This window comes from Streptomyces sp. NPDC102441 (assembly GCF_044765585.1).
Classification (GTDB): Bacteria; Actinomycetota; Actinomycetes; order Streptomycetales; family Streptomycetaceae; genus Streptomyces.
Window position 1 is genome coordinate 455,756 of the sequence record NZ_JBIWKH010000003.1, and the last position, 13,485, is coordinate 469,240.

13 protein-coding genes and 1 riboswitch are annotated in these 13,485 nt (G+C 70.7%); of the genes, 6 read left to right on the top strand and 7 right to left on the bottom strand.

Translation table 11 applies throughout. The features are described 5' to 3' along the window. Window positions 1-25: 25 nt before the first annotated feature. On the bottom strand, window positions 26-352 hold the full coding sequence (locus ACIREO_RS08305; RefSeq protein WP_404106579.1) for a hypothetical protein: 327 nt from the start codon (window positions 350-352) through the stop codon (window positions 26-28). A gap of 205 nt (window positions 353-557) precedes the next feature. On the opposite strand from ACIREO_RS08305, the gene ACIREO_RS08310 reads away from it, so the two are divergent. The 5 genes from ACIREO_RS08310 to ACIREO_RS08330 are packed head-to-tail and all read left to right on the top strand — an operon-like array spanning window position 558 to window position 5,873. After that, window positions 558-1,508 (top strand): STM4015 family protein, encoded by a 951-nt coding sequence (locus ACIREO_RS08310; RefSeq protein ID WP_404106580.1) that lies wholly within the window; start codon window positions 558-560, stop codon window positions 1,506-1,508. Between the two features lie 7 nt (window positions 1,509-1,515). Then, on the top strand, window positions 1,516-2,715 hold the full coding sequence (locus ACIREO_RS08315) for an STM4014 family protein (RefSeq protein ID WP_404106582.1): 1,200 nt from the start codon (window positions 1,516-1,518) through the stop codon (window positions 2,713-2,715). A gap of 49 nt (window positions 2,716-2,764) precedes the next feature. After that, window positions 2,765-3,577, top strand: coding sequence for an STM4013/SEN3800 family hydrolase (locus ACIREO_RS08320; RefSeq protein WP_404106774.1), 813 nt, complete (start codon window positions 2,765-2,767; stop codon window positions 3,575-3,577). Further along, window positions 3,574-4,941 (top strand): STM4012 family radical SAM protein, encoded by a 1,368-nt coding sequence (locus ACIREO_RS08325; RefSeq protein WP_404106583.1) that lies wholly within the window; start codon window positions 3,574-3,576, stop codon window positions 4,939-4,941. Before ACIREO_RS08320 ends, ACIREO_RS08325 begins: the two co-directional genes overlap by 4 nt. A gap of 14 nt (window positions 4,942-4,955) precedes the next feature. Beyond that, window positions 4,956-5,873 carry an STM4011 family radical SAM protein gene (locus ACIREO_RS08330; protein WP_404106585.1) on the top strand — a complete coding sequence of 306 codons (918 nt, stop codon included), beginning with the start codon at window positions 4,956-4,958 and terminating at the stop codon, window positions 5,871-5,873. Window positions 5,874-5,907: 34 nt separating this feature from the next. Here ACIREO_RS08330 and ACIREO_RS08335 read toward each other — a convergent pair whose 3' ends face one another. Together ACIREO_RS08335 and ACIREO_RS08340 are read right to left on the bottom strand one after the other, a co-directional pair. Beyond that, window positions 5,908-6,735, bottom strand: coding sequence for an SGNH/GDSL hydrolase family protein (locus ACIREO_RS08335; RefSeq protein WP_404106587.1), 828 nt, complete (start codon window positions 6,733-6,735; stop codon window positions 5,908-5,910). Window positions 6,736-6,899: 164 nt separating this feature from the next. Continuing rightward, the gene (locus tag ACIREO_RS08340) at window positions 6,900-7,805 is read right to left on the bottom strand and encodes a peptidoglycan DD-metalloendopeptidase family protein (protein WP_404106589.1); all 906 of its coding nucleotides are present in this window, start codon (window positions 7,803-7,805) and stop codon (window positions 6,900-6,902) included. A gap of 4 nt (window positions 7,806-7,809) precedes the next feature. Continuing rightward, window positions 7,810-7,968, bottom strand: a riboswitch (cyclic di-AMP (ydaO/yuaA leader). A gap of 414 nt (window positions 7,969-8,382) precedes the next feature. Here ACIREO_RS08340 and ACIREO_RS08345 point away from each other — a divergent pair. Next, window positions 8,383-9,207: a tyrosine-protein phosphatase gene (locus ACIREO_RS08345; protein ID WP_404106591.1), complete on the top strand. Its 825-nt coding sequence runs from the start codon at window positions 8,383-8,385 to the stop codon at window positions 9,205-9,207. Between the two features lie 9 nt (window positions 9,208-9,216). On the opposite strand, the gene ACIREO_RS08350 is transcribed toward ACIREO_RS08345, so the two are convergent. From ACIREO_RS08350 to dxs, 4 genes are all read right to left on the bottom strand, one after another. Then, complete coding sequence (locus ACIREO_RS08350) at window positions 9,217-9,390, bottom strand: DUF6126 family protein (RefSeq protein WP_187355684.1); 174 nt, start codon at window positions 9,388-9,390, stop codon at window positions 9,217-9,219. A 65-nt stretch (window positions 9,391-9,455) separates the two neighbouring features. Further along, complete coding sequence (locus tag ACIREO_RS08355; RefSeq protein WP_404106593.1) at window positions 9,456-10,076, bottom strand: helix-turn-helix domain-containing protein; 621 nt, start codon at window positions 10,074-10,076, stop codon at window positions 9,456-9,458. A 63-nt stretch (window positions 10,077-10,139) separates the two neighbouring features. Beyond that, complete coding sequence (locus tag ACIREO_RS08360; protein WP_404106595.1) at window positions 10,140-11,534, bottom strand: aspartate aminotransferase family protein; 1,395 nt, start codon at window positions 11,532-11,534, stop codon at window positions 10,140-10,142. Next, entirely contained in the window at window positions 11,531-13,441 is a 1,911-nt protein-coding gene (gene dxs, locus ACIREO_RS08365) for a 1-deoxy-D-xylulose-5-phosphate synthase (RefSeq protein ID WP_404106597.1), read from the bottom strand. The genes ACIREO_RS08360 and dxs overlap by 4 nt, the downstream gene beginning before the upstream one ends. Between the last annotated feature and the right edge of the window lie 44 nt (window positions 13,442-13,485).

Genomic DNA, 13,485 nt, shown 5'->3' on the forward strand with positions numbered 1-13,485 from the left:
CGGACCACCGCTCGCCGCGAAGGGCTCAGTCCGCGACGATCCGGACCGCACCCGGGGCGTACTCGCGCTGGCGCACGACGCGGAACCAGCCCTTGGGCAGCGCTATCGCGGCGTGCTCCTCGTGGACCACGCGTCCGCCCTCGGGGAGATGCAGCAGCATCGGGCCGAGCGGCCCGGCCTCCCGCATCAGCCGCCCCGGTCCCTGCACCGCGTGCGCATGGCCGGTGACCTCACCGAGCGCCAGGACCAGCCTCCCCCGCCCGTCGCGGCGTTCGCCCGGTGAGTCCAGGAAGTGCGTGGGCACCTCCGACTCCTCCAGCGCCACCATCAGTACGTCGCCCTGTCGATACACAGGCGTCTCCCCTCGCCACGGCACCCGGTGTGCCGGTCACATGGAAAACGCTACGAGAGGGGTCTGACATCGACGGCTGCCGGAGCACGGCCGCCCGTGTCCAACTCCGGCCGGCCGGCCGACCCGGGGCCGCTCGCGCCGTTGTCAGTGCCGCTTGATAGACCTTGCGGACATCAGTCGTCCCCAGTATCAGGAGATCGGTGCCATGTCCGACGCGGACCGCCTGCACGACTTGCTCGGCCTTCAGGCCGTCGATTTCCGACGCGAGGCCGAGGGCGAGCCCCGTCCCCCGGCCGATGCCGTGGCCTGGCGCGTCAGCGTCGAGCCGTACGAGGAGGACGGCACCTGGGAGGAGGAGTTCCAGGCCTTCCTCGAAGCTGTCGACCCGTCACGCGTCGGGGCCCTGATCATCGGCCAGTGGGGCGAGTCGTACGAGGAGAACTCCGCATATCCCATCGGGCTCGTCGTGGCCGCGGCCACTCGGCTGACCGCGCTCAGGGGCGTCTTCGTCGGGGATCTCGTGGCGGAGGAGGCCGAGATCTCGTGGATCGAGCAGTCGGACGTCACCGCGCTGCTCACTGCCTTCCCTGCCCTCACCCACCTCGGTGTACGCGGCGGGACGGACCTGGTGTTCCCGCCCGTCAAGCACGAGAACCTGCGTGAGCTGACCATCGAGAGCGGCGGCCTTCCCGCGGAGGCGCTGCGCGGGGTGCTGGACAGCGAGCTGCCGGCCCTGGAGCGTCTGGACCTCTGGCTCGGCGTCTCCGCGTACGGGGGCGATGCGGTGGTCCCTGATCTGGCCCCTCTGCTCACCGGAAGCCGTTTCCCCCGGCTGCATCACCTGGGCCTGCGCAACAGCGAGTTGCAGAACGAGATCGCTGCTGCGCTCGCCTCGGCGCCGGTCGTCGCGCAGCTCCGCTCGCTGGATCTGTCCAACGGCACGCTGGGCGACGAGGGCGCGGCGGCGCTGCTCGAGGGCCAGCCGCTCACCCACCTCACCGCGCTCGATCTGCACCACCACTTCCTGACCGAGCCCATGGAGGGCCGCCTCGCGGATGCCCTGGTGCCTCACGGAGTGTCGCTCGATCTGTCCGACCGCTGCGAGCCGTGGGACGACCAGGGCCCCGAGGGGCGCTACACCGCGGTCGCGGAGTAGGGACACCATGACCGGCATCGCTCACCCGCGCCTGGCTGTCGTCGGCATCCCCGCCAACCGCAGGGTCGGCCTCTTCCAGGAGGCCGTGCGGGCCGCCGGGCTGCCCGCCGCTCGCACGGTGTCCTGGCTGCGGGTGCTGCGGGGAGAGGCGGTCTTCCTTCCGGGTGAGACCGTGCGCATCGACTCCCCCGGCGAGGACGCCGAGGTGGACCGGCTGCTGCGCGGGATCGAGGATCCGACCAGGGTCGAGGGTTCGGCCCTCTGGTACGCGCGCTTCACCTCGGCCGTGCAGGAGGTGGCGCGGGCGGCCGAGGCGGCGGGTGCGGTGCTGCTGGACAGCCCCGCGGACGTCGCGGTGCTGTTCGACAAGCGGCTCTGTCACGGCGTGCTGGACGCTGCGGGGGTGCCGTTGCCGGACTCCCCGACCTCGGGGCCCGGTGCGCACCCCGTGCGGGGGTGGGCGGACGTGCGCCGGCTGATGGCGGACCACCGCATGCCGCGGGTGTTCGTGAAGCCGGCGCACGGCTCCTCCGCCTCCGGGGTGATGGCCCTGGAGACGGCAGGGGCAGGCAGGGTGCGGGCGGCCACCTCCGTGGAGCGGGACGAGGAGGGCCGGCTGTTCAACTCCCTGCGGGTGCGCCGCTGCACGACGGAGCGCGAGGTGGCGGCCCTCGTCGACGCCCTGGCCCCTGACGGGCTGCACATCGAACGCTGGCTGCCCAAGGCCTCCCAGCGGGGGCGGGCTGCCGACCTCCGGGTCGTGGTGGTCGGGGGACGGGCGACCCATGCCGTCGTACGGACAAGCCGGTCCCCGATGACCAATCTGCATCTGGGCGGGAGGCGCGGCGATCTGGACCAGGCGCGTGCCGCGGTCGAGACGGCGGGCGGTAGCTGGAGCGCCGCCCTGGCCGTGTGCGAGCGGGCCGCGGCCTGCTTCCCGGACACGCTGTGCGTAGGCGTCGATCTGCTGCCCACCGCCGGGTGGCGGCGCTTCGCCGTCGGCGAGGTGAATGCCTTCGGGGACCTCCTGCCGCGGCTCACCGGTCTGCCGGGCAGCGGCGCGGAGGGACTGGACACCTACGGCGCGCAGATCGCCGCCGTGCTGGCGGCTTCTTCACCCAAGGACCGGCCGGGCGGCGACCGCCGGGAGTCCGGTCCGGCGAGCAACGACCGAGCAAGGAACGACCGTGTCACCGAAGCCCCCTGATCCGATGTTCCGCGAATCCGGTACCCCGGCCCCGGCCCCGGCCCCGGACATGAACGCCGTCGTGGGCAGCCACGATCTCCTGCTCGTCACCCTGGACACCCTCCGGTTCGACGTGGCCGAGGAACTGGCCGCCGCCGGACGCATCCCGAATCTGGTCCGGCATCTCCCCGGCGGCGCCTGGGAGAAGAGGCATGCGCCGGGCAGCTTCACCTACGCGTCCCACCAGGCGATCTTCGCCGGCTTCCTGCCGACGCCCGCCACACCCGGCCCTCACCCGAGGCTGTTCGCAGCCCGCTTCGCGGGCAGCGAGTCGACCGCGGACGGCACCTTCGTCCATGAGACCCCCGACATCCTCTCCGGCCTCGCCGCCGTGGGCTATCGCACGGTGTGCGTCGGCGGTGTGGGCTTCTTCAACCGTCGCCCGCCGCTCGGCTCGGTGCTGCCCGGCATGTTCCAGGAGAGCCACTGGGAGCCGGAGTTCGGTGTCACGTCTCCGACATCCTTCGAGTCACAGGTCTCGCGCGCCGAGCAGGTCGTCGCGGAACTCCCGGAGGGCCAGCGCCTGTTCCTCTTCGTCAACGTGTCCGCGCTGCACCAGCCCAACTGGTTCCACCTGACCGGGGCCACCGCCGAAGCGGGTGACTCCAGGGCCACCCACGCCGCGGCCCTGGAGTACGTCGACCGGCACATCGGGCGCCTCTTCGCGGCGGCGAGCAGTCGCCGCAGGTGTTTCGCCATCGTCTGCTCCGATCACGGCACGGCGTACGGCGACGACGGCTACACCGGCCACCGGATCGGCCACGAAGCCGTATGGACCGTGCCCTATGCCCACTTCTTCCTCGAACCGGGGGCGACCCGATGACCGGCACCACTGACAGCACCAGTCCGTACCGCAGCTACGTCTACGCCTATCCGCACAAGACGGCCTACCGCCCGCTCGACGGCCACCCCTCCGGACGTCCGCCGCTCAGTGAGCTCTGGGCGGAGGAGCGCAAGGACGCGCTCTCCCTCTACGTCCACATACCCTTCTGTGAGATCCGCTGCGGCTTCTGCAATCTGTTCACCCGGATCGGCGCCCCCGAGGAGCTGACGACGCGCTATCTCGACGCGCTCGACCGGCAGGCCACGACCGTCCGGGACGCGCTGGGCGACGAGGAGCCGGTTCGCTTCGCCGCGGCCGCGTTCGGTGGCGGCACCCCCACCTTCCTCACCGCCGGTGAGCTGGAGCGCCTCTGCGACATCGCGGAGAAGCGGATGGGCGCCGGTCTGAGGGCGGTGCCGCTCTCGGTCGAGACCTCGCCGTCGACGGCGACTGCGGACCGGCTGGGTGTCCTGGCCGACCGGGGCACCACCCGGATCAGCATCGGTGTGCAGAGCTTCGTGGACGCCGAGGCACGGGCCGCGGTCCGCCCGCAGCACCGCGGCGAGGTGGAGACGGCTCTCGGCAGGATCCGCGACGCCCGCATCCCGGTCCTCAACATCGATCTGATCTACGGCATCGAGGGTCAGACCGAGGCGAGCTGGCGCACCTCGCTGGACGCCGCCCTGGCCTGGCGCCCGGAGGAGCTCTACCTCTACCCGCTGTATGTGCGCCCGCTGACCGGTCTCGGGCGGCTGGGCGCCGGGGCGGAGGTACCGGAAGGGCCGGACACCGCATGGGACGAACAGCGGCTGCGGCTGTACCGCGCGGGCCGCGACCATCTGCTGGCCCATGGCTACGAGCAGGTGTCGATGCGGATGTTCCGTCGCACGGACGCGCCGCACGCGGGCCCCGACGACTACGCCTGCCAGACCGACGGCATGATCGGGCTCGGCTGCGGGGCCCGCTCGTACACCTCCTCCCTGCACTACTCCTTCGACTACGCGGTGGAGATGCGGGAGATCCGGGGAATCATCGACGGATTCACCACCACCCGGGACTTCTCCCGGGCGGAGGTCGGCCGGTACGTCGACGACGGCGAGGCGCGCCGGCGCCACCTCCTCCAGTCGCTCCTCCAGGCCGAGGGAATGCGGTCCGCCGGGTACCGCGAGCGCTTCGGCACCGATCCGTTCGAGGACTTCCGAGCTGAGCTGGAGCTCTTCTCCGCGCGCGGCTGGCTGGACGCGTCGGCCGGGCCCGCACTGCTGCGTCTCTCCCCCGAGGGCCTGGCCCATTCCGACGCTCTGGGCCCGGAGCTGTTCTCCCCCGCGGTGCGGGCGGCGATGGCCGCGTACGAGGCGAAGTGAACGGGCCGGCGAGCATGGACCTGACGGTCCTCTACCGGGGCCCACTGGCCTCGTGCGACTACGACTGCCCCTACTGCCCGTTCGCCAAGCGACGGGACAGCGGGGAGCAGCTCCGGACCGACCGCGCGGCCCTGGAGCGGTTCACCGCGTGGGCCGCCGCGCAGACCGGTGACCGGTTGTCGGTGCTGTTCACCCCGTGGGGCGAGGGCCTGGTGCGGTCCTGGTACCGGAAGGCGATCGTCGAGCTGTCGCGGCTGGAACACGTCGGCCGGGTCGCCATCCAGACCAACCTCAGCGGCCGTACCGGCTGGCTGGCCGGGGCGGATCGCGACAAGGTCGCCCTGTGGTGCACGTACCACCCGGGCCAGACACCGTACGAGCGGTTCCTCGGCCGGTGCCGTGAGCTGACCGCCCTGGGGGTGCGGTACAGCGTCGGGGTGGTCGGTCTCGACGAGCATCTGGAGGAGGCCCGCCGGCTGCGGTCCGCGCTGCCGCCCGAGGTGTATCTCTGGGTCAACGCGGCTGAGGGGCACACCTACACGGACGAGCAGGCGGACCGCTGGACGGCTCTGGACCCGCTGTTCCCTTACAGCAGGAACCCGCACCGTTCGGCCGGACTGCCCTGCCGGACGGGCGAGTCGGTCATCTCGGTGGACGGTGACGGGACGGTGCGCCGCTGTCACTTCGTCCGCGCCGAGCTGGGCAATCTCTACGACGGCAGCTATCGCGACTCGCTCGGCCCACGCGGCTGTCCGCTCGATGTGTGCGACTGCCACATCGGCTATGTGCACCTGGAGTCACTGCCGTTGTACGACGTCTTCGCGGGTGGCGTGCTGGAGCGGATACCCGCCCGTCCGATGCGGGTGCCCGTATCGGACGGGGTCGTGTCCCCGGGTCCGGCCCGGCGTCCGCTTCCCTTCGTCAGCCGCTGACGAGAGGTCAGCCGCTGACGAAAGGCCGGCGGGGTCAGAGCGGCAGCAGATCGGGGCGCTTGGCCTCGACGTGGTCCCCGGAGGACTCCCCGCGCAGCCGGCGGCCGATCCACGGGACGAGATACTCACGCGCCCACTGGATGTCGTCGCGCCGTACCTCGAGCGTCCCGCGCTGTGCCTGCGGGGGCCACACCTGGTCGGGGTCGGTCGGCACATCGAGGCCCAGGACCTGGGCGGCGCGCAGCGCGACCCGGGTGTGGCCTTCCGCCGAGAGGTGCAGCCGGTCGTTGTCCCAGGCCCGCCTGTCCTGCACGGACCGCAGGGACCACAGGTCCAGCACCGGGCAGTCGTAGCGGTCGGCGATGGACCGGACGTGTGCGGTGAACATGGCGATCTTGCCCCGCAGGTGCTTGAGCACGGGGATGCCACGGGTGTCGAAGCCGGTGGTGACCATGACGGTGCCGACCGACTGTGCCAGCTCGGCGACCGCACGCTCGAAGCGTTCTGCCACGTCGTCCGGGTCGGAACCGGGACGGAGTATGTCGTTGCCGCCGGCGCAGAAGCTCACCAGATCAGGTGCCAGCTGCTTGGCGCGGGGGACCTGTTCCTCGACTATCTGGTCGAGGAGGCGTCCGCGTACGGCGAGATTGGCGTAACGGAAATTCCCGTGCGGGTCGTCCGCGGGGCCGACCACCGCATCGGGGACCGGGAGCTGGTCCGCGAGGAGGACGGCGAACCGGTCCGCCCAGCCGACGAGCGTCCCGCCGGGGCCGGGGTCGCCGACGCCCTCGGTGAAGCTGTCGCCAATCGCTGCGTACGACCCGATGATGCCTCGTTGTTTGTTTCTCGAATCGTCTGCCACAAGGGTTTATCTTGCACCTTCGATTGTGACCTACGCGACCGTAATAAGGGGTTGACGGGTGGTGAGAAAGACCACCCGGTCAGTTTTTGGTAAAGCCGGAATAAGGAGAGGGGCGGTGCACAGTCGCGCACCGCCCCTCTCCCCCGCCCTCAGGCGGGGTTGTCTCAGATGGAGACGCCGTGCGACCGCAGGTAGGCGATCGGGTCGACGTCCGAGCCGTAGCTCGGGCCGGTCCGGACCTCGAAGTGGAGGTGCGGGCCGGTGGAGTTGCCGGTGGTGCCGGAGAGGCCGATCTGCTGGCCGCCGGTGACGGTCTGGCCGGCCGAGACCTCGAGCGAGGACAGGTGCGCGTACTGGGAGTACATGCCGTCGCTGTGCTGGATGACGACCTCGTTGCCGTACGAGCCGCTCCAGCCGGCGGAGACCACGGTGCCCGGGCCGATGGACCGGACGCTGGTGCCGGAGGCCGCCTGGAAGTCGGAGCCGGTGTGATAGCCGCTGGACCAGCTGGCGCCCGAGGCGCGGTACTGCGTGGTGACGTCGGGGCTCTCGACCGGGGTGGCCCAGCCCGAGCTGTCGCTCTCCGACGCACCGGAGTCGGCGGTCTTCGCGGCGGTCTCCTCGGCCGGAGCAGCCGTCTTCTCGGCCGGGGCGGCCTTCTTCGCCGCCGACGGGGCGGACTTGGAGGGGGCGGACTCGGCGGAGCCGGACGCCTTGGCGCCGAGGGTCAGCTTCATGCCCGGGACGATCAGGCTCGGGTTCTCGCCGACGACGTCACGGTTGTCCTGGTACAGCTTCTGCCAGCCGCCCTTGACCTTCTTGTCCGCCGCGATCTTCGCCAGGTAGTCGCCGGAGACCACCGAGTAGGTCTTCGGGGCGCTCTTCGCCGCCGAGGCGGGGGCGCTGTGCGGGGCGGCGGACTCGGCTGCGGGCGCGGCCTGCTCTGCCGCGTGGGCGCCGGTGGCGCCGATCAGCGGGAGGGCGAGAACGGCGCCACCGGTCCCTGCGGCAAGGACGCCTCGGGAGATCGGGCCGGTCTTCGTACGACGGTGCTTGCCTTTTGTGGGCATGAGGATTTCCTCTCCGGCGCCTGCGAGGTGAGCTGTCGGGTTCGGGCTGGAGATGCCCGGCCGCGTGGTGCGCGACTTAACCCCGAGCCGTACCGGATCCCTCCGGCCGGCGGCCTACCTGGTTCCCCCGCTCCTGCCACACGTGAGTCGGTGCGGATTCCGGGCAGCGGCAGGATTAGGCGTTCCGTCCGGATTGACCGTGACCGTAAGCGAGCCGGGATGCCGCGAACAAGCGGCTGATTCCGAAGCGGAATCAGCGCTTCATTTACGCGCGGAATTCCCGTCACACTCCGTGGATTACGGATCTTGGCTTTCCGCACGGCGTCCGGAATACCCCTTGGCATCTTCACCACGCACCGTCACGGATATGATCCCGCTCACTCACCTGCCCCCATCTCCCGTACAAGCAGGGCATGTTTCATCAAATACACCAATACGGACATCGCGGAACCGTCGCTCCATCCAAGAAATCGGGACCACGACGACCGAGACGGTTGGCCGATGCAGCCATGTCGTATCGTCGCGGGCGTGCCCCCGTCGGCGAGCGGCGCCGACGCCCGACACTCCAGGAGCCCTTGTGACGCAGCTGCCAGAGGTCCCGCCGGTCGGCCCTGAGCCGACGGACGTCGAACTGACCGGTGTCCGCAACTTCCGCGACGTCGGCGGGCTTCCGACCATCGACGGACGCGCCGTGCGGTACGGGCGCCTCTACCGCAGCGGCCACCTCGCCCACGCCACCGAGGCCGACGCCGCCTTCCTCTCCGGGCTCGGCCTGCACACGGTCTTCGACTTCCGTAACGCGGCCGACCACAAGCTCGACGGTCTCGACGTGGAGCTGCCCGGCGTCCGGAATGTCAGCATTCCTCTCTCCGACCCGGCGGACGGCGCGGAGTTCTGGCGGCTGGTGCGCGACGGGAACATCCAGCAGCTGCGCTCGATCCTGGCAGACGGCAAGGGCACGGCGAGGATGGTCGCCTCGTACCGCTCGATCATCAAGGACCGCACCGCCGAACACAGCCGTGTGCTCCACGCGCTGGCCGAGGACAGCGTGCCGGCGTTGATGCACTGCGCGGCGGGCAAGGACCGGGCCGGCCTCTCGGTCGCGGTCTCACTGCTCGCGGTCGGCGTCGAGAAGGAGGCGATCGAGGCCGACTACCTCAAGTCGAACGACGCGCACCGCCGCTACAAGGTGCGACGCAGCGACTCCTCGCCGGTCGGGATGTCCGACGAGGTGATGGGGCTGCTCAATCCGCTCTTCGGCGCCCGAGCCGAGTACCTGGCTGCGGCCTTCGACACCATCGACGAGGTCTGGGGCGGCACGGACCGCTATCTCCTCGAAGGGCTGAAGATCAGCGACGAGACCCGCGCGAGGCTGCGCGAGCGCCTCGTCGAGGACGCGTGACGCCGGGGATCAGCCCTTGCCCGCCACGGTGAAGAGCAGGAAGAGGAACCCCGCGACGACGTGTCCGGCCACCAGATAGGCGAAGAGCCGGATCACGACGCCACGGGGCATCCGCCGCTCCTGCGTGTCCTTGCTCTTCGGCCTGCGCGGGGTGAGCGGATCGTAGTACTCCGAATCGGACATGCCAGTCCTCTCTTCCGGCCGCTCGGGCCGGGGTGGCAAGGGTGCGCGCGGTGGGGTGTGCGTGATCAGAGCCTGTGGATCCCGCTGCCCGGACACAGCTCGGCGGCCGGGCTCTGCAGCAGGGTGTGGACGAAGAGCAGGCGCGCTCCACCGGTGTCGAGCGCCGCGATGCGGTGCGGGGTGAGCGAGTCGAAGTGCGCACTGTCACCCGGGTCCAGGTCGTGCACGGTCTCACCGAGCACGACCCGCAGCCGGCCGTCGAGGACGTACAGCCACTCCTCTCCGGGGTGGACACGCACGAGGTCGCCCTCGGTGCCGTACGGGACGCGGACGTGCAGCGCCTGCATGGCGCGGCCCGCTCCGCCCGCCTGCCGGTAGAGCCAGCCGCCCCCTCCGCTGCCGCCCGGTGTGCCCTCGATCGGGCCGCCGCGGACGATCGCGTCACGTTCGGGCGGCAGCTCGCCCAGGAGCTCGGAGACGGTCGTACCGTAGACACGGGCGAGGCCGAGCAGCATCGGCAGCGAGGGCTGCCTGCGGCCCGTTTCGAGCCGGGAGAGGTGGGCCGGCGAGAGCCCCGCCCGGCCGGCCGCGCTCTCGAGGGTGAGGCCGCGGTTACGCCGAAGGTCACGCAGGCGTGGCGCGATCCCCGGGAGCTCCTCGGCCACCCCTCCGTCAGGAGGATTCATACCCCCATTGGGCCAGGGCCTTTCCTCTGAGGCAAATAATTTGCCTCAGAGGCAAAAACCTTTTCAGCGGTTGGCGACGGCCTGCTTCACCAGCGTCCTGCCGAAGTCCCACATCAGCCCGCCCCCGCTGTGCGCGTCGTCCATGACGGCGGTGAAGGCGGTGACGAAGCGGTCGACCTCGGGCTCCCCGATGACCAGCGGCGGAATCAGCTTGATCACCTCCAGGTGATCGCCGGAGACCTGGGTGAGGATGCGGTGCTTCTGCAGCAGCGGAACGACCACCATCTGCGCGAAGAGCCCCTTGCGGGCGGCCTGCAGCATCGTCCAGCGGCTGCGGAGCTTGAGGGAGGACGGCCGGCCGAACTCGATCCCGATCATCAGGCCCCGGCCGCGCACCTCGTGCAGCAGCTCGTAGCGGCCGACGAGCGCGGCGAGCCGCTCGCGCAGCAGATCACCGGTGCGACGCGCGTTCGCGACGGTCTCCTCCTGCTCCATCACCGCGAGGACGGCGAGCCCGGCCGCCATGGCCTGGGCGTTGGAGCCGAAGCTCGCGGAGTGGACGAGGACCCGGTCCATCGACGAGTAGACGCGCTTGAAGATCCAGTCCTTGCCGAGCGTCGCCCCGACCGGCACGTACCCGCCGGAGAGTGCCTTGGCGACGCAGAGCAGATCGGGTTCGACACCCTCCTCGTGCTGGTACGCGTAGAAGTCCCCGGTCCTGCCGAGACCGGTCTGCACCTCGTCGGCGATGAGCACGGCCTTGTGCCGGTGGAGCAGATCCTGTGCCTCCCGCAGGAAGCCGGGCGGTGGGGCGTGGACGCCCTTGCCCTGGATCGGCTCCACGACCAGCCCGGCCACATCACCGCGCTTCAGCTCGCGCCGCAGCGCGTCGAGGTCGCCGAGCGCGATGGCCGTGTCGGGCAGCAGGGGCGCGAACCCGTCGCGGAAGCCCTTCTCACCGTTGACGGAGAGCGAGCCGGTCGTCAGTCCGTGGAACGCGTGGTCGCAGTAGAGGATCCGCGGCTTGCCGGTGGCGTAGCGGGCGAACTTCAGCGCGGTCTCGACCGCCTCCGTGCCGCTGTTGCCGAAGAACACCCGGTCGAGGTGCGGGCTGTGCGCCAGCAGCTTCTCGGCCAGCAGCCCGGGCAGCGGCTGGCAGTCGAAGCGTGTGAGGTCGGCGAGCGAGGCGTCCAGGACGTCGTGGAGCGCCTTGCGTACGACGGGGTGGTGCCGGCCAAGACCCATCACGCCGAAGCCGGCGAGCATGTCGAGGTAGTCGTTGCCGTCCTCGTCCCAGAAGTGCGCGCCCTCGGCCCGTTCGTAGACCTTGTCGAAACCGAGGGTGTGGAGCATCCGTGGCAGCTGGTGGTTGAGGTGCCGGGTGTGCAGCTCGTAGCGTTCGGCGCCTCGTTCCGCGAGGAGCCGCGTCAGATCGAAGCCCGGCTGTTCGTCCTTCATGCCCCGTTCTCCTTCGGCATGTTCCGCTCTCCCGCTGCCGCGCGGCGATCGAGCGCCGCGCTGATGCTTCCGGCGATCTCCACCGGTGTGAGCCCGATCTCGGCGAGCACCTCACCGCGCCCCGCGTGCGCGAGAAACTGTTCGGGGATGCCGAACGTCCGCAGCGGTACGTCGACACCGGCGTCCCGCAGCGCCTGCCCGACGGCCCAGCCGACCCCGCCCGACCTGCTGTTGTCCTCGACGACCGCTACCAGCTCGTGCTGCGCGGCGAGCGCGGGCAGCTGCTCGTCGACCGGTTTGACCCAGCGCGGGTCGACGACCGTACAGCGGATCCCGGATCCGGCGAGCAGGTCGGCGGCCTGCAGACAGACCGGGGCGAGCACCCCGACGGCCACCAGCAGGACGTCGGGGTCCGGGGCCCGGTGCAGGACGTCCATCCCGCCGATCCTCCCGACGGCCACGACCGGTTCCCCCACCGACTCCTTGGGGAACCGGACCACCGTCGGCGCGTCGTCCACGCAGACGGCCTCCCGCAGCTCCTCCCGCAGCCGGTCGGCGTCGCGCGGGGCCGCGATCCGAAGGCCCGGGACGACCTGGAGCACGGACATGTCCCACATCCCGTTGTGCGAGGGGCCGTCGGCCCCGGTGACACCGGCCCGGTCCAGGACGAAGGTCACTCCGCACCGGTGCAGGGCGACGTCCATCAGCAGCTGGTCGAACGCCCGGTTGAGAAAGGTCGCGTAGACGGCGACGACCGGGTGCAGGCCTCCGGTGGCCAGCCCCGCGGCGGACACGGTCGCATGCTGCTCGGCGATCCCGACGTCCCAGATCCGGTCGGGGAACTCCGCCGCGAACCGGGTCAGCCCGACCGGGTGCAGCATCGCCGCGGTGATCGCGACGACATCGGGGCGCTCGGCGCCGATCTCCGCGATCTCGTCGCCGAAGACCGAGGTCCAGGACGGCGCGGCGGGTACGACGAGCGGTTCGCAGGTCAGCGGGTCCATCCTGCCGACGGTGTGGAAGCGGTCGGCGTCGTCGGCCAGCGCGGGCGGAAAGCCACGGCCCTTCTCGGTGATGCAGTGCACCAGAACCGGGCCGTGGAAGCGCTTGGCCCGGTTCAGTGCGGATTCGACCGCCGCCGTGTCGTGCCCGTCGACCGGACCGACGTACTTGAGGCCCAGGTCCTCGAACATGCCCTGCGGGGCGAAGGTGTCCTTGAATCCCTTCTTCGCACCGTGCAGCGACCCGTACAGCGGCGGTCCGATGACCGGCGTCTGCTGGAGCACCCCCTTGCCCCAGGACAGGAAGCGCTCGTAGCCGTCAGTGGTGCGGAGGGTGGCGAGGTGGTTGGCGAGCCCGCCGATGGTGGGAGCGTACGAGCGCTCGTTGTCGTTCACCACGATGATCAGCGGGCGGTCCTCTGCCGCGGCGATGTTGTTGAGTGCCTCCCAGGCCATACCGCCGGTGAGAGCCCCGTCGCCGATGACGGCGACGACATGACGCCTGCGCTCCAGGACCTCGTCGGCCTTGACCAGGCCGTCGGCCCAGCCGAGCACGGTGGAGGCGTGGGAGTTCTCGATGACGTCGTGCTCGGACTCCTCGCGGGAGGGGTAGCCGGAGAGGCCGCCCTTGCTGCGCAGCTTGGAGAAGTCCTGCCGACCGGTCAGCAGTTTGTGCACGTAACTCTGGTGCCCGGTGTCCCACAGGATCCGGTCCACGGGTGAGTCGAAGACCCGGTGCAGGGCGATGGTGAGTTCGACCACGCCGAGGTTGGGGCCGAGATGACCACCCGTCCTCGCCACTGCCCGGATGAGGAACTCTCTGATCTCCCCGGCGAGTTCACCGAGTTCCGGTCGGCTCAGTGCCTTGAGATCCTGCGGCCCCTTGATGGATTCCAGCATCGTCACGCCCGGGCCCCTCTCTCTGCTCCTGCTGTCGGCTCACGCCGCCG